The following is a 25,324-nucleotide window of genomic DNA, read 5'->3' as shown; positions in this document are numbered from 1 at the left end:
TTCTTCAACGCTGTAGCCACTCTCTTTTCAATATACTCATTTCATATGAACTCCAGTATGTATCTTTCATTTTGCGCACTTCTCTGAACAAGCCTTCTTTCTGAAAGCCTGCTTTTTCATAGCTCTTAATGGCCGAAGTGTTGAAGTCAAAAACACCGAGACTAATACGGTTCAAACTCAATTCGTTGAATCCTTTTTTCAACATCAATTCAACCATTTCACGTCCATAGCCATTTCCACGTGCGCCTTCTTTCACAAATACTTTCCCGATTCGCCCTGTTTCGTGTTGGCGGTCAACTTTTCCGAGGGAAATATGGCCTACTACTTCACCTGTTTCTTGTTCGATAGCTTTATAAATAAATTCTTCGGACCCTTCTTGGTTGGCATCACGTATGTAGGCATTCAGCTGTTCAATGGTCAGAGGGAAATCGAATGCCGGTCCGCTCCATTTCAGCGTTGTTTCCGGACTGTCAATCCAGCTCATCAGCAAGTTGAAATCTTCTCTTTCGAAAAATTCCAATGTTAGCATATGGAACCTCCTTTATTTTTTTGTTTATCCAGGTTATACATACTAAAACAATTTTATAGTTACAAATACGAAGTTTCCCTGTAACCATTTTATCGAGTATTGAATATCTAAGTAAAGAGGGTCAAATACCCATATGATTACTTAAAAAAAGGAAGTGAGATATTTGTTCTATCATGTCAAGGAACTCCAGTACAGAGCGAAACCAGATTGTCCCGATCCAGTGTTTGCCAGAAAGCTGCAGGAAATATTAGGAGGGCAGTTTGGAGAAATTTCTGTTGCCATGCAATATCTTTTTCAAGGGTGGAATACACGGGGAGATGGAAAGTATCGTGACTTACTAATGGACACGGGCACAGAAGAATTGGCCCATATTGAGATGCTCGCAACCATGATAGCTCGCTTGCTGGATGGAGCACCGGATGTGGAGTTGGATGAAGCGGCGAAGAACCCTGTCGTGGCTGCGATTTTGGGTGGGTCGAATCCACAACATACAATTGTATCCGGGTTAGGCGCAATGCCGGCTGACAGTGTCGGAAACCGCTGGACAGCTGATTATATTATTGCAAGCGGTAACCTGTTGGCTGACTTCCGGGCCAATTTGAATTCCGAGTCACAAGGAAGGCTGCAGGCAGTCCGTTTATATGAGCAAACCGACGACCGGGGAGTAAAAGACATGCTGTCCTGGTTGATTGCCAGGGATACCATGCACCAAAATCAGTGGTATGCTGCTATCGCTGAACTTGAAGAAAAAGAAAATATTGTTGTTCCAAGTACATTTCCTCGTCATTTAGAAAAACAGGAGGTTTCTTACACATTGTTCAATTACTCTGCCGGCAATGCAAGTGCGGCGGGGCGTTGGGCTCATGGACCGAGCATGGATGGCTGCGGCATGTTTAATTATGTGGAACACCCCGTTCCGTTCGGAAAGAAACCGAAACTTAAGCCTGCTCCTCCGTATATATATGATACGCCGCTTGCAGCTCTGAGAGATACTGGAGACCTGCCAGACCCCGATTTAAAATAAATGGTATAATATGTGAAAATCTATCTCCAAAACTGGAGATAGATTTTTTAAAAGGGAATCACTAAACACATAAAACGTGCGATTCGTTTTAAGGGGGAAGACTATGAGTACCGTGGAAATCAATATGAAGAGTATAAAGAAAGAAATCGGAAAAGCCATCGTTGGCAAGGATTTTGTCGTCGAGTTAATGATGACTGCTATTTTGACTGAAGGCCATATCCTGCTGGAGAGCGTTCCAGGATCCGGAAAGACTAAACTTGCAAGAAGCTTTGCAGAAATCATCAGTGGGGAGTTCCGGCGCATACAATTCACTCCTGATGTCCTGCCGAGTGATGTGACGGGAATCCGGTTTTTCGACCCGAAATCGAAAGAATTTGTTTTAAGACCAGGACCGATTTCGACGAATGTACTATTGGCTGATGAAATTAACAGAGCTACACCTAAAACGCAATCCAGTCTGCTTGAAGCCATGGAGGAACAGCAGGCCACGATAGATGGACAAACAGTCAAACTTCCGGAGCCGTTTTTAGTAATAGCCACTCAAAACCCCGTTGAAAGCAACCAAGGAACATTCCAGCTCCCAGAAGCACAATTGGATCGTTTTCTTTTTAAAATCGACATGGAATATCCGTCGTTGGAGGAAGAACGACAAATCCTGGATACATATCGAACAAGCCTAGTAAAACCCCGATTGGATAAAATACTTGGCATGGATGAGATAACTCACATGAAAGCAGAGAGCAGGAAAGTGAAAATTTCTAGCATAGTCCGGGATTATTTACTTAATCTTGTGAGAAAGACAAGAGAACATATAGATATCGAACTAGGGATCAGCACGAGGGGGGCTTTGGCCTTGATGAGGGCCTCACAATCATTTGCTTTTTTGCGTGGAAAGAATTTTGTGAGTCCTGAGGATGTAAAACAATTAGCACCATTTGTGTTTGAACATAGACTGGTCTTGAGTATGGAAGGATCTCTTAAAAAGACTCCGGGACAGGTTGTGACAGATATTCTATCTGATGCCAATGTTCCTGTGGAAATGGGCAAAACAGAATGAAAACGGGGAAAAAGGCAGGCAATCAAGGGAAGTACGTGTACGAACAGCTGATAGCAATGACTTTTATTTTGCTTGTGCTGTCTTTGGTATTCAATCAGCCGCTTTTATTTCTTCTGGTAGGAGTGATGGCTGTTTATGCTGGCGTGGGGATTTTGTATGAAAAAAAGATGGCAGACAGACTTACTATGGTAAATGAAGAATTGATACTGCGCATGTTTCCCGGGGATGAAGAGCGCATCACTTTTTCCTTCAAAAATACATCCAGATTTCCACTAGTTAATGGTAGGTTAAGCTTTCGAATAAAGGATATTGTAGTGTCGGAAGCAGTGGTCCGATCGAAAGATAGACAAGGTTATAAATACGAACTGCCTTTTTCCATCATAAAAAAGGGGATAACAAACGTAACATTCTCTTTTGCTGCTAAAGCGAGGGGCACAACGAGGATTCGGCACATTTCCTATCTGTTCCCACATGTAACAAGTTTTCAACCAATCGAGCTTTCTTTTCATGGTTTGTATAAAACAGAAATAATCATCTATCCAAATCCGATTCCAGTTCTCGGAATCGAAAAAATATTTACTGTCGCACCGGGGACCCAACGAGCCTATATCTCCCCATTTGAAGAATACATGGAGCCTGTTGGTACTAGGGGTTATGTGAATTCGGATTCTTTTTCAAGTATCCACTGGAAAGCCACTGCAAGAACCAATACCCTTCAGACGAAAACATACGAAAAACGACAGGATTTTACATGGATGTTTGTAGTGGATTTAGCAGAATCAAGCCCAGTCGGGAACTTGTATTTCGCAAAAGACAAGGAGAATATCATTTCTAGTGTTGCTTATCTATGTCAAGTGGCAGTGGACAAAGGTTACCCTTTTCAAATAGTAATCAACATAGCCAAAGCAGGTAACAACCAATTTTTAACCTTAGGAGAAGGAGAGGGCAGAGCTCATCTTAAAACAGCGCTCGAGCTGTTGGCAAGAGTCGATCCAGCATCCCGTCTCGTTAGTCTTCCAAAATTGAATCCATATATAGATAAGGAATTGTATAAACCGAAGACAGTCGTATTGTTTTCAAGCGGCAAAAAGGAGCAGGGCAATCATTCTAATTACTGGTACAACAAGGGATCTGTTCTTTTTCAGGTTATTGTTGATGAGCAGGGAGCCGTTATGAAAAAGTGTGGTGGAAAAGGGTGAAAAGCGCTGGCCTCGAAATTACTCGATTATACCAATTTATAAGTGAAGCGGTTCTTATTTATCTTTTTCTGCAAATGTTACTGTGGCTTTTCAATGTGAATTTTTCATTTAGCAGTTTCCTTGTATTAACGGTTCTTTATTTGATTTTTGGCTTGATTGCTGCCAAGATTGCGAAAACTTTGTTTACATACTTTCTACTTGGGTGTTTGATCGTCCTTTTTGCAGTAGTCTTCCTGGACTATTCGTTTCCATTAACATTACTGACAGCAGGATGTTTCTCCTGGCGCTGGATATCCCATCAAAAAGATGCTGATCAACAGAATGAAAAGCAGGTACTTATCTGGTCGTTCGTTTTGATTGCCATCTACACGTTCTTTTGGGACCAGTCACTGTATATTTGGATTGGGTTTATTCAATTGACTCTATTGGTTGGCGGGTATATGACCAGGCATATAGCTAGCATGGAACGTGACCGTTTGGCCGCAACTGCCAGTCTGCTTCTTTTCTCAAGTATCTTCACATTCGGTCTTCTTATCGTACCTTTTATATTTCCAAGTGTAAGATTTGTTTTTCGGCAATTTCTTCAAGCAGTAGTTTATATTTTTGGAACACTAGTCGGTGGATTGTATTCATTTGTTGGTTTTTTTGGCTTTGAGTTAAAACCGAGCGAAGATAATGGCAGCAGCGAAACCACCCAGGAGATGGGAGCTGGTGACAGTTTTCCAAATCTAAGAGACGAGTTCGACCCTGCTGTTGTTAACCAGGCTGTCGACATATTGACATGGATTTTCTGGAGTTGTGCTTGTATAGCTGTTATATTATTGATCGTTTATCTATCCAGAAAGAACATAAATCAAGAAAAAACGACATCTCCCCAAGTGGATATTGTTACTATGTCTTTACATGATAAAGCGGCCGGGCCAGAGAGGAACTCGATTTTTATTTCGAGAGCTGGTTTAGGAAAACCGAAAAACAGTGTCAGGAGACTATTCTATGATTTTGAAAAGTTTGCTGTTTCGGCAGGATGCGGAAGAAAAAAACATGAGACAATAGAAGAGTGGTTCAACCGCATCGGTCTTTCCGCTAATCATGTAGATTTATATCAGAAAGTCAGATATGGTGAAATACAGTTGACAGAAATGGAAATAAGAGAATTCAAAAAATCAATCAATGGTTTGAAAGACCGAATAATCAAAGATAATAATGGCGGGGACTGAACGATCAGTCCCTGTTCCTATGCCTGGTCATAATGATAAACTCTAACAAATTATTTGTAAAAGTCTTATCTTTTCTAAAACCTGCTCTCTCATAAACTTTTATAGCCCGTTGGTTGAAAGCCGCCACGCTTAATCTTAGAAAGGAGGGGGCGAATTGTTCCTCCGCAAACCGGATTCCGACTTTCAAAAATTTCAAGCCCATTCCCTTTCCTGTCAACTCTGGAGATAAGGCCAGGCCTATATCCAGCGCGTTTTTTGTGTATAATCCTTCTTTTATCCCTCCCGGTACTTGAGCGCTTTCTCCATAGCAGAAGTAACCGATCAGGTTTCCTGATTCATCTTTAACCGAATAATAAGTTCCATTCAGCAACTCATGTTTAATCTCTTCTGTTTCATCAAGACTGTACATTTCATAAGGTTCTTGATATTTCCATTGGCAAAAATGAAAAACTTCTTCTTCCTTTAACGGTGAAATATGGATAAAAAAACTCCTTTCTTGTTCCAGCACGACACTTTTCATCAGGTACGGAACGATTAATAATTATGAATGCAAAACTCCAGACGGCTGATTGATACATTGTCTTATCATGCAGTCTGAGGAAAAAGTACAAGGAGGAAGTTAATGAAACCGATTTTGATTATTGATCCAGGCCATGGAGGAGCAGATTCAGGTGGGGGAAGTAATTCCGTCTGGAAAGAAAAAGACTTTAATCTTCGTTTGTCCAAGTACCAGTATAACAGATATCGGGAATTGGATATTCCGGTAGCAATGACGAGAATGGCAGATTTAACGCTATCTCCAGAAACCAGAGTGAAAAAAGTTCTAGATAGCGGGGCGAAATATTGTCATTCCAATCATGTGAATTCCGGAGGGGGTGATGGAGCGGAGGTGATTCATTCGATTCACAGTAATGGCAAAATGGCTGGAATGATCGCTGACGAATTGAGTTCGGAAGGCCAAAATGTCAGAAGGGTATTTACTCGGACACTTCCTACTGTCAGCAATCAGGACTACTACTACATGAATAGGAAAACCGGAAAAGTAGAAACAATTATAATCGAGTATGGGTTTGCTGATTCGCAAAGAGACGATGTTCCTCAATTGACCAACAGTTGGGAGAGGTATGCAGAGGCTGTTGTTCGCTCCTTTTGTAAGTTTACAGGTTATGCTTACCGCAGCCCTGTTAAACGTATGGAGGGCTTTATCGGAAAAAGGGTGGAAAGCAAAGTGGATGGTTTAAGGTTCTATAACCGCCCATCCTGGAGTGATGGCGCGGTGGTAAATACCATCGATAAAGGAATTGGGTTTCCGGAAATAGTGGGAAAGGTCCGTGTAGGAGATGGAGAGCAATACAAAGTCCATAATTCGCGTGGAGAAATTTTTTATCTTACTGCCAATAGCAAATATGTGCTTGTACTATAGTTCGCCATGTTGATTGTTTATCAGGTCATGTGAGGGGGGATATTCTCAAACTATGCTTTTTGGACAGTTAAATATTTATACAGCATGGGTAGAAATGCAATCTTGTCAGCCGATGATGAAATTGCAGACGGGGGTGGATTGCACTAGGAAAACAGCGTTACAAAAGAATATGAAAAAAGAAGGTAAAAGGGAGCTTTTTTTTCACCTCATGAATAGAATACAGTAGAGGTGAGCGCCCATGAAAGGTGTTTTTTTAGTTCCGATCGATGAAACATCCAGCTGCTTGCGGGCCATTGATTACGCTGTGGAATTAGCTGGGGATGCAGGCTATTCTTTAGAATTGTTGAATGTTCAGCCTAAAGTTCACACTAGCTATGCGCGAAAAAAGATTGGTTTTCAACAACTACAGGAATTTAAGTTGGAGCAAGCAGAAAAGATACTCGAAAAAGGAAAACATCGAGTTGGAAACAGGGTAGAAGTAGCCTGCAAGGTTAAAAATGGTTTGCCGGCATATGAAATTTGTTCCGAGGCAAAGAATAAGCACATAAAGGGGATTATCATGTCTCCGAAGAAAAGAAAAAAAACGATTGGGAGTGTTTCTCACAAGGTCCTTCAACTGGCAGATTGTCCTGTCATTATAGTTCCTTAATTTATTTGGAATCAGGGCATAAAATCTCGCAGTTAACTAGAATGATAGTTGATAGTTCAGAGATTTTCAGGTTATAATACCACTAGCAGAAAAAGCATAAGTAACAAAGCCTTCAGGGGGAGCCATATGGCTGAGAGTGAACGAAAAGTTCAGACCCTTTGAACCTGTTAGTTAATACTAGCGTAGGGATGGTGGCTTTTTTGATGGCGTAGTATGCAATGTGAGCGGGTCCTCCATCAGGAAGCTTCCCCTTGGCATTGCTTTTTTTGTTGCCAAAAAATAAGGGGAGGAAGCAACATGAATTCAAAACGTACGTTATTTTTAGTAGAAGTGGCTATCTTTTCGGCGTTAGCCCTAGTACTGGATATTGTTCCATTTCTATCGTTTAAAATCTGGCCGCAAGGAGGGTCTGTATCTTTCGCTATGATTCCCGTGTTTATAGTGGCATTCCGCTGGGGACTTAAGGGAGGTTTGCTTAGTGGGTTGTTGTTCGGGATTTTTCAAATTGTAGTGGGTACAGGTTATATTTTGACACCTTTGCAAGGCTTTATTGAATATGGACTGGCCTTTACTGCGCTTGGAACTGCAGGTATATTTTCCAAACAAGTCCAATCCTCCTTGAAATCAGGGAACAAGACTAAGTTTTTCACCTATATTGCCGTTGGAGTATTTACAGGATGTGTGTTGAGATTTGTCGGGCACCTTTATGCGGGAGTGGTATTTTTTGCCGAGTATGCTCCGGCAGATCAACCTGTCTGGTGGTATTCCACATGGTATAATGGATCATATATGCTTCCGGCTTTCATTTTGAGTTCTATTGTCATTGGCTTCTTGTTTTATAAGCAGCCGCGATTAGCGTCTGCTGCATAATGAAGCTTCAAAACCTGGCAGGGGGTAAGAGGATGGAAGAGTTTGTTGGCAAATGCCAAAAATGCGGTAAGGAAATATATTGTGAGAATGGTTTTTTGAATGGTGTTACGTCAGAAGGAAACCTGTATTGTTTTCAGTGCTCTGAAGGGAAATTTGCCGATAAAGAAGACAGCCGCTAGCATGCGGCTGTCTTCTTACATATTGTCAGATAAAAGACGATCTACATTGTTTGTTTCTGTCACAATCATCAAAACTTTCCCTTTATCCATTTCTTCTTCATAATTGTCGGCTTCGACATCGGAAAGCCCGACTTCTATTAATTTATTGCGAAGTTCATCGCCTTTCTTGTTGAAAAAGTTTCCGACAGCGCTTTGCATGTCCATTTCTTTCATGCCGATTTTGTTTGCTCCTGCATTATCTGCAACTCTTTTTGTACGGTCATCATCATGTGAAAGGACATATATGTTCTCTTTATCTACTCCTTGTCTGCTCAATGTGTTGACATCCTGCTGAAGTTCTTCATCGTTTGTGTACTTTTTGACATAAGGCGTCGTCATGCTCGATTCCTCCTTTAATAATGGAATTATATTCAATAAATACCCTTTGGTCTGTTTATTAAACTGGGGTTAGTGACATAAAGACAGAAAGTTTGCCGAATGCTGAATGGTTGGATAAAATGGAAAAGATTAAAGGAGGAATATTATGAATATTAGTGATATTGTCGCTACTTTTTCGATTGTAGGATATGATCCGGATACTGGGGAACATGGCATTGCAGTCCAATCCAAGTTTATAGCGGTAGGATCTGTCGTGCCTTGGGCTAAGGCGAACATAGGGGCCGTGGCCACCCAGGCATTTGCAAATCCCTCCTATGGACCAAGAGGACTTGAATTGCTTGAAGCTGGTAAAACCGCCCAGGAAGCAATCGATCTCTTGATAAAAGACGACCCGGACAGGGAGCACCGGCAAGTAGGCATCGTTGACGCACAAGGTAATAGTGCCTCTTTCACCGGAGATAAATGTTATAACTGGGCCGGCGGTATCCAAGGAGATAATTATGCCGCACAAGGAAATATACTAGTGAATAAAGAAACAGTTACGGAAATGGGAAGAGCGTATGAGAATTCGGAAGGGCCTCTTGCTGAACGTTTGATCGGCGCCCTTGAAGCAGCTCAATCAGCAGGCGGGGACAGCAGAGGAAAACAATCAGCTGCGCTGTATGTCGTGAAGGAAAAAGGGGGCTATGGACAATTTAACGATCGACTTGTAGACCTCAGGGTGGACGACCATCCAGAACCAATTAAAGAACTGCGTCGACTTTACAATCTGCAGCAATTATATTTCGGTAAAACAAAACAAGATAATATGCTTGTTATTGAAGGTACAGTAAAAAAAGAATTGATATCCGGACTGATGGAGTGGGGTTACTTGCAATCAACCCAGGTTAAAGAAAAAGAATTGCAGGAAGCCTTGACAAAATTTATACATACAGAAAACTTCGAAGAACGGGAACTTGAAGCAGGAAAAATAGATCGGGAAGTTCTTGAATTTATTAATCGTGGTAACTGAGAACTATTAAACCCGAAGAGCAGTCAAACACCTATTATCCCTCTTGTGCATAGGCTATAACACAAAATAGCCAGACATAAGGGGGTTTTCATATGGAGTTAACGATCTCCCATTGGCTTTACGGCCTGTTTACGCTGATGATCATTTTTACCATGGTTTTTCGTAAAGGGGTAGTGTTGCCGACGTTGTTGGGAACTTTTATTGTAGCATGGGTCTATAAGGGCAGTGTAATCGGCGGCTTTACTGCAATTTTCAACGCTAATTTGGTGGCTGCCAAAGAATTGTTCAACATCTTTTTAATTATAACTTTCATGGTAGCGTTACTACATTCGCTAAAAGACCTGGATGCTGACAAACGAATGATCGAGCCCATCCAGAAGGTTATGGTGAACGGCCATATTTCTTTTTTTGTCCTGATTGGTGTCACTTATGTGATTTCCTTGTTTTTTTGGCCGACTCCGGCAGTGCCGTTGATATGTGCTTTGTTAGTGCCAGCTGCAATCCGGTCCGGTCTTCCGGCAATAGTAGCAGCCATAGCTGTTGCTCTGGCCGGTCAGGGGATGGCTTTGTCTTCTGATTATGTCATACAGGTGGCCCCTGAATTATCTGCGAAAGCTGCTGGAATAGACACGGCCGCCTTGGTCGATAAAGCGTTAGCTCTTTCGTTAATCACAGGGGTGGTCGCTATCGGTCTTGCCTATCTTTTGAATCGAAGATATATTCGGTCGAATAACGACCCGTTGATCGAACAAGAACTGAACGTCATGCAAGGTGTGGATAAAGGAAAGCGTCACGAATCTGTACAAACCGGACCTATGTGGAGTAAAGTGTTTGCAGTACTTGTCCCTTTGTCCATGTTGACCGTGATGATTTATATGGTTTCGACGAAGCTCACTTCAGGAAGGATGGGAGGATTCGAAGGCGGAGATGGGGCAGCATTTATCGGTGGAGTGGCTGTAGTCCTCCTCTTATTATCTACGATCGCCTTTGGTAAACACAAAGCACTCGATTATATAGGTGATCATATAACAGATGGATTTGTGTTTGCTTTTAAAGCGATGGGGCCAGTCATACCGATAGCAGGTTTCTTCTTTCTGGGAAGTTCCGATTTCTCTGGCAGCGTGTTGTCTATTGCGGATGGGAACCCGCCTGCGTTTTTGTTTGATCTCGTCCAATCCACACAGGATTATCTGCCGGAAAGTGCTGTACTTGCAGCCTTCAGCATATTGGTCATCGGTATAATCACTGGGCTGGATGGATCGGGTTTTTCCGGTCTCCCTCTTACTGGTGCTCTATCTGGAGCCATGGCTGATGGAACGATTGATCCATCTACTCTTGCAGCTATAGGGCAGATGGGGTCGATATGGACGGGGGGTGGAACGATTATCGCCTGGTCATCTCTAATTGCCATAGCCGGTTTTTGCGGGGTACCAGTGATGGAACTTGTCCGGAAGAATTTCGTGCCTGTAGTGAGTGGCTTGTTTGTATCTACACTGCTAGCGTTGATTCTGTTTTAAGATTTGATAGTTGAAATCCGTCCATTGGTATATGGCGGGTTTCTTTTTCTTTTATCAACTTGTCAAACCATCCCCAGGAGGAGAAATATGTTCCAACAGATTGATATCAATTGTTTTAGAGGAATGTCTGAACTATGATACGATAATCTTTGACAATGAACGATTCTGCTGCTCATGTTGCCGGGCGTTGATGGATGTATGGAATGTAGGAAACCAGTTTGATAAGAGGATGGAAGACAGCTGGGGCAGCAATCAACTATCTTGAAGGAGTGCAAAATAATGAAAGCATTTGTACATGTAGGGAAAGAAGTGAGATATTCAGACATTGATGAGCCATTGGCCGGTAAAGGGCAAGTGAAAATAAAATTGAAATGCGCTGGTTTAAACCATCGGGACTTGAATATCCCGAACAGAAGGGGAGATAACCCTGAACCATTGGTATTAGGGTCAGATGGTGCTGGAATAATTACAGAAGTTGGCAAGGGTGTCTCGAAATTCACTGTAGGTGATGAGGTCCTTTTAAATCCTGGACTGGGATGGAAGGAAAACAGCGATGCACCTCCAGAGGGATTTGAGATTTTAGGAATGCCGGACCATGGGACATTTGCTGAATACATAGTCACAGACAGTGATCATATCGAGAGGAAACCTGGGCATCTTACATGGGAAGAGGCGGGTGTATTGGCACTCCCGGCATTGACAGGATTTCGTGCGTTGTTCACTAAAGGGGAAATCCAAAAGGGTGAAACGGTGTTTGTTCCTGGAGCGGGAAGCGGAGTAGCTACATTTCTAATTCTGTTTGCCAAAGCAGCAGGTGCAAGGGTAATAGTTTCTTCCAGGAGTGAGTCGAAAAGAAACAAGGCTCTTGAGATCGGTGCCGATGTTGCGATTGACACAAACAGTGACTGGGTAGAATCTTTAAAAGCGGAACAAATTGACCTTGTGATCGAAAGTATTGGAAGGGCCACATTCAACAGGTCGCTTGGCGTGTTGAGAAAAGGAGGCAAAATCGTCACTTTCGGAGCAACTACCGAAGATGAGATAACAATCGACATCAGGAAATTTTTCTATGGACAATATAAGTTATTCGGATCCACTATGGGAAGTCGCGAGGAATTGAGACAGATGCTGAATTTCATCACAGAACATCAAATCAGGCCTGTCCTGGCGGAAAGTTTCGATCTGGCCCAGGCTCTGGACGCTTTCGATTATCTTAAAGAGGCGAAACAGTTCGGCAACATTGCACTAAGAATTGGTTGATCAAAAAAAACTCAGGCATCTGCCTGAGTTTTTTGATCATCCTTTGGGTTTGAAAAGAATCGCTCCGATCATTCCGAAAATGATTGCGGCAGAGATACCTGCACTGGTTACTTGGAACATCCCGGTTATTACACCGATCAGCCCGTGTTTTTCGGCTTCTTGCATTGCTCCGTGAACCAAGGAATTGCCGAAACTTGTAATAGGGACGGTAGCTCCTGCACCGGCAAAGTCGATCAAGGGTTCATACAGACCAAAACCATCCAGCAATGCTCCCAGAACCACTAAAATGCTAAGCGTGTGACCGGGAGTCAATTTGAATACATCAAACATTATTTGGCCGATGACACAGATAATACCCCCAACTATGAAAGCCCACAAGAAAATCATTGGCTTTCACCTCCATTTTCGATTGCCACTGCATGGGCTATACATGGTATCGATTCTTTTTGTTGTGTTGTAAGAGGAGAGAGCAAAGCCCCGGTCGCAACTACCAATATACGGTTCAACTCACCTTTTATCATCCGTTTCAAAAAATGGCCGTATGTGACCACTGCGGAACAACCAGCTCCGCTTGCGCCGGCATGGACTTTCTGATCTTTTGTATAGATGGTAAGACCGCAATCCACATATTTATTGCTCGGCAAATTTATTCCATGCTCATTTAACAAATCAAATGAAACTTGCCGGCCGATTTGTCCAAGATCGCCAGTGATAATTAAATCATAATGATCTGCCGCTAAACCTAGATCAGAAAGATGCGCTTCTATCGTGTCCACCGCCGCCGGAGCCATCGCCCCTCCCATGTTGAAGGGATCGGTAAGCCCCATATCGATAACTTTGCCGATTGTAGCGGAAGTCACTCGTGGTCCATTTCCCTGCCGGCCGATGAGAGCAGTTCCGGCACCTGTCACGGTCCATTGCGCTGTCGGCGGTTTCTGACCTCCATACTCTGTCGGATAACGGAACTGTTTTTCGACAGCTGAATTATGGCTGGAAGCGCCGGTCAGGATATAATCGGCTCCTTGTGAATTGACAATATACGCGCTCAGTGCTAGACCTTCCATAGATGTAGAACAAGCACCGAATAAGCCAAAATAAGGAGTCCCCAGCGTTTTTGCTGAAAAACTTGTCGGGGTAATCTGGTTGATCAAGTCACCGGCGATAAAAAAATTCACCTGTTCTTTTTGGATGCCGGCTTTTTCAATAGTTTTCTGACATGCTTCTTCCAGCAATATTTTGTGCGCTTTTTCGAATGAGTCCTGCTGCATATATAAATCGGAATGAAGAAGGTCAAAATCATCCGGTATATTGCCAGCAGCTTCGAAAGGACCGCCGACAGTCCCAGTTGAGATGATTACCGGTTTATTATCGAATATCCAAGTCCGGTTGCCTGTCAGCATCATAATCCCCCCCATTGAATCAGTATGGTTTTTATCAATGCAACTACAAACGCGGAGAAGACACCGAATAAGATGACAGAACCGGCGAGTTTGAACATATTCCCGCCGACGCCCAATACGTACCCTTCTGCTTTGTGTTCGATTGCTGCAGATATGACTGCATTGCCGAATCCTGTCACAGGCACGGCTGTCCCTGCACCGGCAACTTGAGCGATCCGGTCATAAACCCCAAAACCAGTTAACAACATTGTAAGGAATATCATGGTTGCTACAGTTGGATTCCCGACATTCTGCTCTGTGAAATGAAAGAAGTAAATGTAAAAAGTGGAAATCGCTTGTCCGATAACACAAATAAATCCTCCGATGAGAAACGCTTTTATACAGTTTTTTAATACCGGTCGTTTTGTTTCTCTCTGCTTTGCAAAATCCTGGTAGTGCTTTTCGGCGGAGTTGTTTTGTTTTTTCTTGTTATTTGCCATCTCTGTTCCCTCGCTTGTTATGCTTCATCATTAATTAAGCTTTTTACTTCTTTGAACCTTTTGTTCAACTCTTTTTTGTCGATTTTCTGGTTTTGTATTTTGCTTTCCAGTTTATCGATTTCGATAAATAGTTTTTTGTCTGTACTTACTTCGATTTTTTTCTCTGGATATTTTTTTTCTAATGTTTTTTTAACATCCTTCTTTAATTCTTTTAAACGGAACCTGTCCATCTGTTTCACTTCCACGGCTATCAATAATTCCTTATCCGTGTTAACGCTTCTTGCTCCAATAATGGGGCCTTTCTTCAGCACAGCCTCCTTGGCCTCGTTAGCTACAGCTTGATTTACAGCTGGGAGGCTGTTGACTTGTGTAAGGTCGTAATTGGGATCCTTTATGGCAGTCCTGTTGTCCTTTTCATTGGTATTGCAACCTGCCAATAAAACAAACAAGAGAACAAATGATATAATTCTTATTGGTTCGATTAATCTTTTCATTGAGCATCACCTTGTATGGTCGTAGTATAGTTAGCAAGAGTAAAGTCTGAATCGTTAGAGAATGGATAAGTCATTTAACCTAAGAGACAGCCTCTTAAGAAGAAACTCGGAAACGTTTCGAGAGGCCGTATTTCAGTAAGTATTTGAAAACAGTTGTCCAGCTGCTGAGTTGTTTATAGGTTAATCCACTTTTCCTTAAATATGCCTTCCTGAAATTTCCACTGATACAGATAAAAAATTTCATAAAAAATGACCGGGATAAGGTTTATCCCGGTCATTTGAATAATTTTAAATGTTTTGTCTGTCTGGTGGAGCCATGAATTCGGGACCTACTGGTTTTTTGATGACTCTCATCAAGATTTCGTCGATATCTTTCATGGAATCACTGTCTATCTCAAAATCCCACAGTCCGTTTAATGGTTGTAATTGTTCCGGATGTCTCATTCCCCATAAGGCTATGTTATTGCCTGGTTGCTGTAAATTCCATTTTAACGCTAGCTGTGCAACCGACTTTCCGAAACGGTCTTGAGCTAAATCATCCAACTCTTCTACAGCTTGAAGATATTCTTGAAAGTACGGTCCTTGAAATTTTGGATCGGCCGATTTTCTGATATCATCTCCTGTAAATTCGCTTTCTTGATGGATTTTACCGGAAAGCATACCTCTTGTTAGTGAACTATAATAAAGTGCTGTAATATTTCGAGCATGTGCATAGGGCAAGATATCCTTTTCGCTGTCTCTTTCGAATAAATTATGCGGCACTTGGATCGTATGCAGGGGAGCAGCTTCTTGGAATACATCTATCTGTTCGGTTGTATAATTACTTACTCCTATAGCTTTTATCTTGCCTTGCCTATATAAATAATTCAAAGCTTCCGCCGTTTCGTAAATCGGTGTCAACGGATCTGGCCAATGAATATGGTACAGATCGATATAATCCGTTCCTAGTCTCTTAAGAGAATCTTCTACCTCTTGGTGGATCCTTGCTTTGGTGGAATCTCGAAAGAAATCACCTTCATCTGTCCAATTCATGCCTGCTTTAGTGGATATGACCACATCTCCGCGATTGTGATGGTTCTGATTGATAGCTTTACCAACGATTTCCTCTGCTTTACCATAGCCATAACCTGGTGCTGTATCAATAAGATTGATTCCCTTATCTAAAGCTGCTTCGATTGTTTTCACCGCTTGATCTTCGTCGGTGCCGCCCCACTGAGTACCTCCGATAGCCCATGTACCCAGCCCGATGCGACTCGTTTCTATATTAGTGTTTGTTATGCTGGTTTTTTCCATCATTTGCACCTCCAAAGTAAAACTAATGTACAAGTTCCCGTTTTTATGTTTTCTAAATCATGATAAAATAAATTCAAAAATATGAAACTTTTTCCATTTTTGAATCGTCTATTATTTGAAAATGTAAAATTCTAAATATTGATTGTTATAAAGGAGAGAAATTATGACAAAAAGAGTTCTTGTCATGTTGCTTGTTTTCCTATTAGTGGGCGGAGGTACTGTTTATATGTTGGCAGAAACAACCGAAGCCAAACTGAAAGAACCTGTTAAAGTACATAAAGAACAAGATGATTTTATATTGCATGTGAGAGCCGAAGAGAGGGAAAAGGGTTTTCAAGTGCTTAGGTCGTTGGAATACCGAGGGAACAGTGCAATAACAGTAGAGCACCGCACTCCTCTGATTTCCGCTTCAGTCGATAGGGAAGGGCATGATTTCACTGGAAGTCCGGTCCAGAAAGAATTGAAACCAGGGAACATATATTATCCGCAAGGTGAGAAGGTGTTCGAGTCGCCTGGGAAAGGCAGCTACACTTTGTATATCAAATGTCAGTTTTTTGTAGATGGTGAACTAAATGAAATAACAGCAGAAAGGGAAATTATTTTTGAATGACTGAAAAATGTTCGGAAACGAGAATGATAAGCAAGGTACTTTCCGCAATCTTACACGGGAGAATTCTTTGCTTATCATTTTTTGTGACTTTCAGAGAATCCGATATCGGATTTTTCATCAGGGAATTCCAACGTATGTTCCTATTCTATTGACCATTAACGGTCTAACTCCCCAATCCAGCCTTCTTCTGATAATAAAAGTTTTTTTTTATCCAATTAGTGGAATTATCTAAAAGAAGCCTGATCTCTGTAATAACCTAATTAAAAAGAAGAAATTACAGGAAAGGTGCTGGACATGGGAGAGCTTATTGATTTTGATAAAATTAAAACGAAAAAAAGATTGAAGCAAATAGCCAATGAAAAGGGCATTGTCTACGAAATTTATCTCACTGTAGTTAAATATGTATATAAATATGCTAATACAGACTTAGTCAGCACCAGTGAATTTCTTACAACAGAAGCAGATTTATATATTTTATACGGAGGAAACAAAGAACGGTTTAATGCAACTTTTGCAGAGTTGGTTCAATATTGGGATTTGGCACCTTTGCCTGAAGATGAGGTGCCTGACAACCAAGAATTTGAGAGATTTCCGACTATTGGCGATTTATGCACGTATATTGAAAAAAAAGTGAATAAACGTAAAAACAGTTGACTTCATAGAAGGAAAAATATTGATGGAAGAGTGCTGGTAGTTTTGAACTGGTTTAAACAGGCAATATACTATTAAATTTGATTGGAGGGAATCAGTAATGGCAAGAGAAATTTCATCCCATGAGAAAGCTGAACAATTGATGGATTTGCAAGAAAATGTCCCGTTCGATAAAGTGATCGAATTACTGGATCTCCAGGGAGATGAAAAAATTATTGAGTTGGGGGCACAAAGCGGACGTCTAACATTACCGCTTGCGAAAGCAACAAAAGACAGAGTGATGGCTGTAGAATTAGATCAAGAACTGTTGGAAATATTGGAAGAAAATGCTAGAGATCAAGGTTTGAACAACATTGACCGGATGCCCAGCGGTATAGATTACTTGAATTTTCCGGATAATTCTTTTCAGAGAGGTTTAGCTGCATTTGCCTTTCATCAGACAGATGATTTAGACAAAGCGACGAGGGAGATTCACCGCGTCATTAATGAGCAAGGTAAATTGGTCATTGTGGAATGGGAGCAATCTGAAGACGAAGATGGACCTCCATTGGATGATCGTCTGCCGTCGGAAGCTTTAAAAGACAAACTGCAGAATACTGGATTCAAGGTGAACTCAGGCAGCTTGTCCAGCAATGTATATTATATAGTGGCTGATAAAGTTAAAGAAGTATAGATTACCCAAAAGGACTTTCCCACCTTCAGCTGGTGGGAAAGTTTTTTTGGGGGAATATTCCTTCAAGAGTTGGAAACTGCATTCGGACCAAAGACCGAAAATAATTACTGCTCTGTGTCGTATTGAATTATCGGTACGCCTCTTATAATCAATATAAGAGGTGAAGACAGATGATAATTTCCATATATGAATTAGAGAAAGAAGTGGAACGTCGTAAAAAGTAAATTAGTACCATGATCAAAGCCGGCCTCTCATGAAGAGGCCGGCTTTAACTTTAAGTTGAGTAAGATTAACCTAATGTTTGAAGGTATCGGTTATTTGCAAGTAGAGGCGGTAATTTATTATCACGAAAAAAGAACAAAGACCACTTTTACCAGAGGTCTTTGCCGAGAAAAGATGGAGAAAAGGATGATTATATATGATAAACTTCAAATGAAGTTATCAAACATTCGACTAGATTACGATAGATATACCACTGCTCTTAACGGTATGGTGGTTGCGCATTTTTGATTTTTCCACTTTGCTGCGCAATAGTTCGCTGAAGTCTTTATATACTTCATTCGGATTTTCGCCATCGATAATCACGACAATCGGCTGCTTGTCAGATGCTACCAGGAAAAAGGACATAAGCTTAGGAAAGTTGGCAGTATCTGCAATTTGGTCTTGTTGGTATAAGTAAATATCGTGGCTGCTTTTTGAAGCATAACGATATAATGCCACTATTTCTTGGGTGGTCATTTTATGTTTTAAATTAATTTGATAGGAAGTTATTTCTTTCAAAGGAATCACCTCTTCAAAATTGTTTATTGTCTGTCTGAGTTAGTTTTGCAGAGAAAGACATAACTTTATATGTTCGGGTCAATTTGTTTGCTTGGTTGTAAAATACCCTGGAAATATTGAAATAAAACCAATATTTCAGATTGTTTTACAGCTTTCTTGTTTTTGTTAAACTTTACTAAAAGGCTGAATAGAAAGGTATGTTGAAAAATGGTGGAGAAAAGAAAGCCAATCCCGGTGGAAAAAGCCGTGGATCTAGTAATGGATAGAAAAATTCAGGGGAATACCGAAATCGTGTCATTGGAACAGGCTGATAACAGACGATTGGCGGAAGAGATCATCGCAACGCATCCGATTCCACCATTTAACAAATCTCCATATGATGGATTTGCTTTCCGTTCTGAAGATACGGAAGGTGCTTCGAAGGATTCGCCGGCAGTCTTTGAGGTAGTAGAAAGAATTGGGGCCGGTTCGAGGGCGAGTCGCTCATTAAAACCCGGACAGGCAGTAAGAATAATGACTGGTGCGGAATTGCCACAGGATGCTGACTGTGTTGCAATGTTCGAGATATGCAATTCTTTTACCGATGAAGGCAAAGATTATATGTCACTGAAAAGAAAAATGGAGCCAGGACAGAATGTAATCGCTACTGGTTCGGAAACAGCAGCGAATGAGAAGTTAGTTGAGAAAGGGACGATTATCAATCCGGGTGTCAAGGCATTGTTGGCCACTTTTGGGTATGCAACTGTTAAAGTTGTCCGAAAGCCGGTTGTAGGCGTTTTTGCTACGGGTTCCGAGTTATTGGATGTGGATCAAGAATTAGAACCTGGGAAAATCAGAAACTCGAATGCTTACATGATTGCATCTCAAATAGGTAGGGCTGGAGGCGAAGTGAAGTACTATGGTAAACTAGAAGATGACTTCCAAACCAGTTATCAAGCAGTGAACAAGGCTTGGAAAGAGGTGGATTTCCTGGTCACCACAGGAGGTGTTTCTGTAGGCGACTTCGATTTGCTGCCTGATATTTATAAAAAAATGGAAGCGAAAGTGCTTTTCAATAAAGTTGGTATGAGACCCGGCAGTGTTACAACTGCTGCTGAAAAAGACGGAAAGCTGCTGTTTGGGCTGTCTGGTAATCCTTCTGCATGCTATGTCGGCTTCGAACTTTTTGTACGGCCGCTTCTCCGGTCCTTTCTGTTAGAGGAAAAGCCATATGCCAAAATGGCGGAGGCAGAATTGGAAATCGATTTTCCAAAACCTAATCCATTCACACGCTTTGTAAGGAGTGCGATTGACTTTCAGGGCGGGAAAATTCGGGTGAAGCCGGTCGGGATGGACAAATCGGCAGTAGTAACATCCCTTGCGTTTACCAATGCTTTGATGATTCTTCCAGGCAGTACGAGAGGGTATCAAGCTGGTGACAAAGTAAGTGTATTATTAATAGACAATCTTGAAGGCCAGAAGTCCTTTGGAACGATAAAGTGAACTTTTTGCGTTAGTGTAATTGACTGAGGAGCGATAAGGCATGGAAAATAACAACCAATATATAACTGATCATTTTAAACGCCCCTTAAAGGATTTAAGGATTTCTGTGACTGACCAGTGTAATTTCAGGTGTACATACTGTATGCCTGCGGAAATATTTGATAAAGACTACCCCTTTCTAACTAAAAATGAACTTTTGAGTTTTGATGAAATTGTCCGGCTGGCCGAAATTTTTGCCGGATTGGGTACAGAAAAAATCAGGATAACAGGTGGGGAACCCTTGCTTAGGAAAGATCTCGACCAATTGATAGCAAGACTTTACCAAATCGATGGAATAAAGGATATAGCCTTGACTACGAACGCTGTTTTACTGACGAAAAAAGCAGCAAAGTTGAAAGCGGCCGGTTTGAACCGGGTAAACGTAAGTCTTGATGCAATCGAAGATGAAGAGTTCGGAAAAATTAATGGACGGGGAACTGGATCACAACCCGTACTGAAGGGAATCGAGGCAGCCATGAAAGCCGGTTTACAAGTAAAGGTCAACATGGTGGTTAAAAAAGGTCTGAATGATACCCAGGTTTTGCCGATGGCAAAGTACTTTAAGGGTAAAGACGTAATCCTCCGGTTCATCGAGTTTATGGATGTCGGGAATCATAACGGATGGAATATGGAAACAGTGATGTCCAAGAAAGATATTATTGATCAAATCCATCAGGAGATGCCCCTGACAGCAGTGGAAGCAAATTACTATGGGGAAGTGGCCTCGAGATACCGTTATGTTGATGGGGGAGGGGAGATTGGTGTTATCTCTTCTGTAACGGATTCTTTCTGCAGTAGTTGTACTCGAATCAGGCTTTCTGCAGAAGGAAAGTTATATACCTGTTTATTTGCCTCACAGGGTCATGATATTCGTAAGATAATGAGGGACGAGGTCAGCGATAACCAGCTTATGATGGAAATCATCAGCATTTGGTCCCGGCGTAAAGACCGATACTCAGATGAACGAAAAGAAGGCAAACCTCTAAAACGAAAGAAGATCGAAATGTCCTATATAGGAGGATAACAAGATGAAAACTTTTAAATTGATTTCACTTGATGTTTTAGAAGACAGAAAAGAAGACATTCAGCAGAAGAATATACCACTTCTCGATGGATTGATCATTAATCGGGAAGATGAAAAAAATCAATGGATGTTGGAAGCATATCTCGATCACTCCTATAAACCTTATTTCGATGAGTTGTCTGATAAAAAGGATAAGTTAATGCTGCAGGCTAAGATTACGAAACCGAGCAATCAGCCTGCAACGTTTGTGGCTACCATCGTCGAAGTCAATGACCTGGAAAACAAACATATGAATGTATTATTTATCGGAACATTGGTTGATCTGCAAAGAGATCAAATTGAAAAGACACTTCAGGCATTGATTGAAGAAGGTTATCAAGGTGACGAATTACTTGATGCTTTCAAAGATCGAATGTAGGCAGCAAGGCACGGATATATACTTGTATGTACTGTTGTCTTGAAAAGCAGAACATGAAACATCGGAGGGGGAGGTTGCTTTGGAGGAACGATGGGTAGATAATCAAGGGGTTGCTGTCCATTATTTAATGAATGGTGATTTCGGCACAACTAAGGTTCCGTTGCTAATTCTGCCGGGCTTATGTGAATCAGCAGATGAGTATAAGTGGATGCTAGAAAAACTATCTCCCCATCCCTGTGTTGTTCTTTCCTATCGAGGGAGAGGAAAGAGCGCAAGACCCAAATATGGCTATACTTTATATGACCATATTCAAGATATGGAAGCGGTTACAAAAGATGCGGGTTTACAGGCAATTGCCATGTATGGCTTTTCAAGAGGGGTAAGCTACATGCTTGGGTATGCCTTGAGCAATAAATCTGCTATTAAAGGAATGATAATCGGCGACTATCCTGCATTGCATAAAACTCTTTCCCGAAAATGGCTGTCCCAGTATTCCTATATTCCTTTTCCGGGAAGTGGCAAAGAGAAAGCGAAGCTCTCTTATAAAGTTGCCAAGGCTTTGCAGAACGATTCTCATGACGTAGTATTCTGGGAAGCTTTGAGCGGTTTTCAATTTCCTGTATTGGTGATCAAAGGGGAAGGAAGTCAGTCATTCATCAGCAAACAAGATATGAGAAAATATGAATGGTACCTGCCGATTTTTCAACCGATGATTTTAAATGGATATGGACACAACATAAATGAAGACAAAAGGATATGTGATATCATTAAGAAGTACTTATTAATGATTGAAAGATGACAGGATCGCTTAATTATTGGAACGATCCCGTCATCTTTTATTTTCTCTTAGGGCATTTTTTCAGGCCATTTTCATAGGCTTCAAGTAATAATTCAACAAGATGTACCGCACTTACCTGCTCTGTTAACCCCATTTTTTCTATGCCGAGTTTCATTTGTAACAGGCAGCCAGGATTGGTCGTTACAATGACTGTTGCCCCTGTGGCTTTTGTCTGCTCCATTTTATAATCAAGAATTTGCATGGACATTTCCGGCTCGGTTATATTATAAATCCCTGCTGAACCACAACATCTTTCAGCGTCCTTCATTTCGTGGAAAACAGCTCCCTCGATAGAACGCAACAGCTTCCTAGGTTCCCGGATAGTATGCTGCCCATTCCTTAAGTGGCATGAATCTTGGTAAGTAACGATCCGGGGTTCTATTGTTAAAAGTTCTTTATCAAGTTCCAAGTCGACCAATAATCTTGATATATCAGTAATTTTATCTGAAAACCGGCTTGCCCGGTTTTTCCAGTCTGCTTCGTCTTTCAATAATTCTGTGTAATCTGTCAAGAATGCACCGCAACCTCCGGCGTTTGTTATGATGTGATCAACTTCTTCGTTTTCAAAAGCCCGTATGTTTTGTTTTGCGATTGATTTGGCTATCTCTTTTTCACCACCATGGCCATGTAAGGCCCCACAGCAATTTTGCCGTTTTGGGATTACGATCTCACAGTCTGCATAAGCAAGAAGTTTCAGAGTAGCTTCATTGATGGGAAGAAACATGGTATTCATCAGACAACCTGAAAAGAAAGCGACTTTCCGCCTTTTTTTGTTACTTGGATGTATATGGTGTGGCCTGTGGCGCATCATGGTTCTAGAAGGGATTTCCGGGAGTATTTTTTCCATCTTATGTAGGTGTTCCGGCAACAGGAGATTCAACAAGCCCGTTTTCCTTGCAAGTTTCTGCATGCCAGTTTTTTGATAGAGTCTTAGTAAACTCATCAAGCCGATAATTCTGTCTTGATGGGGAAACAAATGGTGAAATACAAACTTTCTAAGCGCTGTCACAGGGAAGGATGGCTGTTGATTTTGATAAATGATATCTCTTGCCTGTTCTAGCAATTGGCCATATTTTACGCCCGAAGGACAAACAGGTTCACAAGCTCTACAGCCCAGACACATATCAAGCGAGCGCTTGACTTCACTATCCAACTCGATTTCACCATAGACAACACCCTTCATAAGGGCAATTCTTCCTCTTGGCGACTGGGTCTCATCATTTCCCGATTCAATATAAGTGGGACAGGTGGGAAGGCAGAAACCGCATCTCATACAATTCATCAAGTCGTCATAGTCCATTCTTTCTTTAAATTCCGCCTGCATTTGTGAATTATCCGTATTCATGTCTTAGAGATCACCACACGCTTCCTGTCAGAATCTGAAAATAGCTTTCCGGGATTCATGATATTTTGGGGATCGAATGCCTGCTTTATCGCTTTCATCGTGGTGACACCATGTTTCCCGGCTTTCAAGTGGAGGTACGGTGCCTTCATGGCTCCGACCCCGTGTTCTCCAGTGATTGTTCCACCTAAATCTACTGCCTTTTTGAAAATGGCTTCAAAAGCTTGTTCCACTCTTTGCATTTCTTCTTTGTTTCTGGCATCTGTAAGACAAGTCGGGTGCAGATTGCCATCGCCTGCATGGCCGAACGTACATATGTCTACCTGAAATTGATCGGCAATAATGTTGATTGCTTTCACCATTCTTGCGACTTCTGAACGCGGAACAGTAGCATCTTCCAATATAGTGGTAGGTTTTATCCTTGCTAATGCGGAAAGGGCGGCTCTCCTGGCGGTGGTTAGCTGTTCTGCTTCCTCCACGGTCTTTGCGACTCTGACTTCAACTGCTCCTTGTTCTCTGCAAAGTATTAAAATTTGCTCTATATCTGATTCAACTTGTTCGCTCTTTCCATCTTGCTCAATTAAGAGGACAGCTTCTACATGGGTTGGAAGACCAGCCTTGGCATATTCTTCTACAGCCTGAAGAGTGGCGCGGTCTAAAAACTCCAGGGTCGCGGGTATAATCCTATTTTCTATTATTTTGGACACGGTTTCGGCAGCGGCGTCTATATCAGTGAATAAAGCGAGGAGTGTTTTCTTTGTGTCCGGTTTGGGCAGAAGCTTCAATGTTGCCTCCGTTATAACACCTAAGGTGCCTTCTGAACCGACCATTAATCCAGTCAAATCGTAGCCGGCGACATCCTTGGCAAGTTTGCCTCCGGTTCTGACAATATTACCGCTTGGAGTCACGAACTCCAATCCCAATACATAATCTCTGGTAACTCCATATTTAAGACCCCTCAATCCTCCGGAATTTTCATTTATATTTCCGCCAATTTGAGAGATTTTCATGGAACTGGGATCAGGTGGGTAAAACAAGCCTTTAGCTTCCACAGCTTCCATTAAAGATAAAGTGATAACCCCTGGTTGAGTGGTTACAGTCAAGTTTGCTTCGTCTATCTCAAGAATTTTGTCCAAGTGTTTCATTAATAATATAATCCCCCCATACAAAGGAGTTGTTCCGGCACTCAAATTAGTTCCGGAGCCTCTTGGGATTAGCGGGATATTATGCGAGGCGCATAATTTTACAATTTCAGCTATTTCTTCGGTTGTTTTTGGACTTACTACAACATCCGGCCATGACTGGAAATTAGGCGTAGCATCATAGGAATAGGAAAGTAGGGAAGCGTTGTCTGTTGCTACATTCTCATCACCAACAATCTTTATTAAGTTTTGGATAATTCTGTTATCTAGCATTAAACCTCTCCTTTATCATATCTGGCTATGTTCTTTAAAGAACACTACCATTGGTTGCGCTTACATATAGAA

General features: G+C 41.6%; 29 protein-coding genes and 1 riboswitch. Of the genes, 18 read left to right on the top strand and 11 right to left on the bottom strand.

From position 1 onward, the window contains the following. Nucleotides 1-4: 4 nt before the first annotated feature. Nucleotides 5-529, bottom strand: a complete 525-nt coding sequence (locus CZ434_RS05625; protein WP_077622222.1) for a GNAT family N-acetyltransferase — start codon at nucleotides 527-529, stop codon at nucleotides 5-7. Between the two features lie 163 nt (nucleotides 530-692). On the opposite strand from CZ434_RS05625, the gene CZ434_RS05620 reads away from it, so the two are divergent. The 4 genes from CZ434_RS05620 (at nucleotide 693) to CZ434_RS05605 (ending at nucleotide 5,026) form a co-directional block, all read left to right on the top strand. Next, nucleotides 693-1,553: a manganese catalase gene (locus tag CZ434_RS05620; RefSeq protein ID WP_077622221.1), complete on the top strand. Its 861-nt coding sequence runs from the start codon at nucleotides 693-695 to the stop codon at nucleotides 1,551-1,553. Nucleotides 1,554-1,656: 103 nt separating this feature from the next. Then, a complete protein-coding gene (locus CZ434_RS05615) occupies nucleotides 1,657-2,610 on the top strand; it encodes an AAA family ATPase (RefSeq protein ID WP_077622220.1) in 954 nt (317 codons plus the stop codon). Further along, nucleotides 2,607-3,809, top strand: a complete 1,203-nt coding sequence (locus CZ434_RS05610) for a DUF58 domain-containing protein (protein WP_077622219.1) — start codon at nucleotides 2,607-2,609, stop codon at nucleotides 3,807-3,809. The genes CZ434_RS05615 and CZ434_RS05610 overlap by 4 nt, the downstream gene beginning before the upstream one ends. Continuing rightward, nucleotides 3,806-5,026, top strand: coding sequence for a hypothetical protein (locus CZ434_RS05605; protein ID WP_077622218.1), 1,221 nt, complete (start codon nucleotides 3,806-3,808; stop codon nucleotides 5,024-5,026). The genes CZ434_RS05610 and CZ434_RS05605 overlap by 4 nt, the downstream gene beginning before the upstream one ends. Before the next feature lie 4 nt (nucleotides 5,027-5,030). On the opposite strand, the gene CZ434_RS05600 is transcribed toward CZ434_RS05605, so the two are convergent. Then, on the bottom strand, nucleotides 5,031-5,534 hold the full coding sequence (locus CZ434_RS05600; protein ID WP_245830923.1) for a GNAT family N-acetyltransferase: 504 nt from the start codon (nucleotides 5,532-5,534) through the stop codon (nucleotides 5,031-5,033). Between the two features lie 114 nt (nucleotides 5,535-5,648). Here CZ434_RS05600 and CZ434_RS22600 point away from each other — a divergent pair, with 114 nt between their 5' ends. The 4 genes from CZ434_RS22600 to CZ434_RS21975 all read left to right on the top strand — a co-directional run bounded on the left by CZ434_RS22600 (nucleotide 5,649) and on the right by CZ434_RS21975 (nucleotide 8,147). Then, nucleotides 5,649-6,449, top strand: coding sequence for an N-acetylmuramoyl-L-alanine amidase family protein (locus tag CZ434_RS22600; RefSeq protein WP_077622216.1), 801 nt, complete (start codon nucleotides 5,649-5,651; stop codon nucleotides 6,447-6,449). Nucleotides 6,450-6,687: 238 nt separating this feature from the next. Then, nucleotides 6,688-7,098 (top strand): universal stress protein, encoded by a 411-nt coding sequence (locus CZ434_RS05590; protein ID WP_077622215.1) that lies wholly within the window; start codon nucleotides 6,688-6,690, stop codon nucleotides 7,096-7,098. 105 nt (nucleotides 7,099-7,203) lie between these two features. Then, nucleotides 7,204-7,304, top strand: a riboswitch (TPP riboswitch). Nucleotides 7,305-7,395: 91 nt separating this feature from the next. Then, complete coding sequence (gene thiT, locus CZ434_RS05585; protein WP_077622214.1) at nucleotides 7,396-7,968, top strand: energy-coupled thiamine transporter ThiT; 573 nt, start codon at nucleotides 7,396-7,398, stop codon at nucleotides 7,966-7,968. A 32-nt stretch (nucleotides 7,969-8,000) separates the two neighbouring features. After that, a complete protein-coding gene (locus CZ434_RS21975; protein WP_179107182.1) occupies nucleotides 8,001-8,147 on the top strand; it encodes a hypothetical protein in 147 nt (48 codons plus the stop codon). Between the two features lie 15 nt (nucleotides 8,148-8,162). Here CZ434_RS21975 and CZ434_RS05580 read toward each other — a convergent pair whose 3' ends face one another. Next, nucleotides 8,163-8,525, bottom strand: coding sequence for a YflT domain-containing protein (locus tag CZ434_RS05580; RefSeq protein ID WP_077622213.1), 363 nt, complete (start codon nucleotides 8,523-8,525; stop codon nucleotides 8,163-8,165). Nucleotides 8,526-8,670: 145 nt separating this feature from the next. On the opposite strand from CZ434_RS05580, the gene CZ434_RS05575 reads away from it, so the two are divergent. The 3 genes from CZ434_RS05575 to CZ434_RS05565 all read left to right on the top strand — a co-directional run bounded on the left by CZ434_RS05575 (nucleotide 8,671) and on the right by CZ434_RS05565 (nucleotide 12,314). Further along, nucleotides 8,671-9,537: a DUF1028 domain-containing protein gene (locus CZ434_RS05575; protein ID WP_179107181.1), complete on the top strand. Its 867-nt coding sequence runs from the start codon at nucleotides 8,671-8,673 to the stop codon at nucleotides 9,535-9,537. Between the two features lie 92 nt (nucleotides 9,538-9,629). Then, on the top strand, nucleotides 9,630-11,054 hold the full coding sequence (locus tag CZ434_RS05570; protein WP_077622211.1) for a hypothetical protein: 1,425 nt from the start codon (nucleotides 9,630-9,632) through the stop codon (nucleotides 11,052-11,054). Nucleotides 11,055-11,333: 279 nt separating this feature from the next. Further along, on the top strand, nucleotides 11,334-12,314 hold the full coding sequence (locus CZ434_RS05565) for a zinc-binding dehydrogenase (protein ID WP_077622210.1): 981 nt from the start codon (nucleotides 11,334-11,336) through the stop codon (nucleotides 12,312-12,314). A 36-nt stretch (nucleotides 12,315-12,350) separates the two neighbouring features. Here CZ434_RS05565 and spoVAE read toward each other — a convergent pair whose 3' ends face one another. The 5 genes from spoVAE to CZ434_RS05540 all read right to left on the bottom strand — a co-directional run bounded on the left by spoVAE (nucleotide 12,351) and on the right by CZ434_RS05540 (nucleotide 15,980). Further along, nucleotides 12,351-12,701: a stage V sporulation protein AE gene (gene spoVAE / locus CZ434_RS05560; protein ID WP_077622209.1), complete on the bottom strand. Its 351-nt coding sequence runs from the start codon at nucleotides 12,699-12,701 to the stop codon at nucleotides 12,351-12,353. Beyond that, a complete protein-coding gene (gene spoVAD / locus CZ434_RS05555) occupies nucleotides 12,698-13,714 on the bottom strand; it encodes a stage V sporulation protein AD (protein ID WP_077622208.1) in 1,017 nt (338 codons plus the stop codon). The genes spoVAE and spoVAD overlap by 4 nt, the downstream gene beginning before the upstream one ends. After that, the gene (spoVAC, locus tag CZ434_RS05550; protein ID WP_077622207.1) at nucleotides 13,714-14,193 is read right to left on the bottom strand and encodes a stage V sporulation protein AC; all 480 of its coding nucleotides are present in this window, start codon (nucleotides 14,191-14,193) and stop codon (nucleotides 13,714-13,716) included. The genes spoVAD and spoVAC overlap by 1 nt, the downstream gene beginning before the upstream one ends. A 17-nt stretch (nucleotides 14,194-14,210) precedes the next feature. Next, a complete protein-coding gene (locus tag CZ434_RS05545) occupies nucleotides 14,211-14,687 on the bottom strand; it encodes a YhcN/YlaJ family sporulation lipoprotein (protein ID WP_077622206.1) in 477 nt (158 codons plus the stop codon). 288 nt (nucleotides 14,688-14,975) lie between these two features. Further along, the gene (locus tag CZ434_RS05540) at nucleotides 14,976-15,980 is read right to left on the bottom strand and encodes an aldo/keto reductase (protein WP_077622205.1); all 1,005 of its coding nucleotides are present in this window, start codon (nucleotides 15,978-15,980) and stop codon (nucleotides 14,976-14,978) included. A gap of 163 nt (nucleotides 15,981-16,143) precedes the next feature. Between CZ434_RS05540 and CZ434_RS05535 the strand changes: the two genes are divergently transcribed. The 3 genes from CZ434_RS05535 to CZ434_RS05525 all read left to right on the top strand — a co-directional run bounded on the left by CZ434_RS05535 (nucleotide 16,144) and on the right by CZ434_RS05525 (nucleotide 17,914). Next, nucleotides 16,144-16,590 carry a hypothetical protein gene (locus CZ434_RS05535; RefSeq protein WP_077622204.1) on the top strand — a complete coding sequence of 149 codons (447 nt, stop codon included), beginning with the start codon at nucleotides 16,144-16,146 and terminating at the stop codon, nucleotides 16,588-16,590. Between the two features lie 294 nt (nucleotides 16,591-16,884). Continuing rightward, nucleotides 16,885-17,244 (top strand): hypothetical protein, encoded by a 360-nt coding sequence (locus tag CZ434_RS05530; protein ID WP_077622203.1) that lies wholly within the window; start codon nucleotides 16,885-16,887, stop codon nucleotides 17,242-17,244. Nucleotides 17,245-17,341: 97 nt separating this feature from the next. Further along, nucleotides 17,342-17,914: a class I SAM-dependent methyltransferase gene (locus CZ434_RS05525; protein WP_077622202.1), complete on the top strand. Its 573-nt coding sequence runs from the start codon at nucleotides 17,342-17,344 to the stop codon at nucleotides 17,912-17,914. A gap of 453 nt (nucleotides 17,915-18,367) precedes the next feature. On the opposite strand, the gene CZ434_RS05520 is transcribed toward CZ434_RS05525, so the two are convergent. Beyond that, the gene (locus tag CZ434_RS05520; protein ID WP_077622201.1) at nucleotides 18,368-18,694 is read right to left on the bottom strand and encodes a hypothetical protein; all 327 of its coding nucleotides are present in this window, start codon (nucleotides 18,692-18,694) and stop codon (nucleotides 18,368-18,370) included. A 207-nt stretch (nucleotides 18,695-18,901) separates the two neighbouring features. On the opposite strand from CZ434_RS05520, the gene CZ434_RS05515 reads away from it, so the two are divergent. The 4 genes from CZ434_RS05515 (at nucleotide 18,902) to CZ434_RS05500 (ending at nucleotide 22,456) form a co-directional block, all read left to right on the top strand. After that, nucleotides 18,902-20,176 (top strand): molybdopterin molybdotransferase MoeA, encoded by a 1,275-nt coding sequence (locus CZ434_RS05515; protein WP_077622200.1) that lies wholly within the window; start codon nucleotides 18,902-18,904, stop codon nucleotides 20,174-20,176. A gap of 40 nt (nucleotides 20,177-20,216) precedes the next feature. Then, nucleotides 20,217-21,239 carry a GTP 3',8-cyclase MoaA gene (gene moaA / locus CZ434_RS05510; RefSeq protein ID WP_077622199.1) on the top strand — a complete coding sequence of 341 codons (1,023 nt, stop codon included), beginning with the start codon at nucleotides 20,217-20,219 and terminating at the stop codon, nucleotides 21,237-21,239. Between the two features lie 4 nt (nucleotides 21,240-21,243). Beyond that, a complete protein-coding gene (locus CZ434_RS05505) occupies nucleotides 21,244-21,657 on the top strand; it encodes a YwpF-like family protein (protein ID WP_077622198.1) in 414 nt (137 codons plus the stop codon). Nucleotides 21,658-21,736: 79 nt separating this feature from the next. Then, on the top strand, nucleotides 21,737-22,456 hold the full coding sequence (locus CZ434_RS05500; RefSeq protein WP_077622197.1) for an alpha/beta fold hydrolase: 720 nt from the start codon (nucleotides 21,737-21,739) through the stop codon (nucleotides 22,454-22,456). A gap of 37 nt (nucleotides 22,457-22,493) precedes the next feature. On the opposite strand, the gene CZ434_RS05495 is transcribed toward CZ434_RS05500, so the two are convergent. Together CZ434_RS05495 and glcD are read right to left on the bottom strand one after the other, a co-directional pair. Continuing rightward, nucleotides 22,494-23,840, bottom strand: coding sequence for a (Fe-S)-binding protein (locus tag CZ434_RS05495; RefSeq protein WP_077622196.1), 1,347 nt, complete (start codon nucleotides 23,838-23,840; stop codon nucleotides 22,494-22,496). Further along, nucleotides 23,837-25,252 (bottom strand): glycolate oxidase subunit GlcD, encoded by a 1,416-nt coding sequence (gene glcD, locus CZ434_RS05490; RefSeq protein WP_077622195.1) that lies wholly within the window; start codon nucleotides 25,250-25,252, stop codon nucleotides 23,837-23,839. The genes CZ434_RS05495 and glcD overlap by 4 nt, the downstream gene beginning before the upstream one ends. Between the last annotated feature and the right edge of the window lie 72 nt (nucleotides 25,253-25,324).

This window comes from Sediminibacillus massiliensis (assembly GCF_900156915.1).
Classification (GTDB): Bacteria; Bacillota; Bacilli; order Bacillales; family Amphibacillaceae; genus Sediminibacillus_A; species Sediminibacillus_A massiliensis.
The sequence above is the reverse complement of the archived record's forward strand: the minus strand, read 5'-3'. Positions and strand labels throughout refer to the sequence as shown.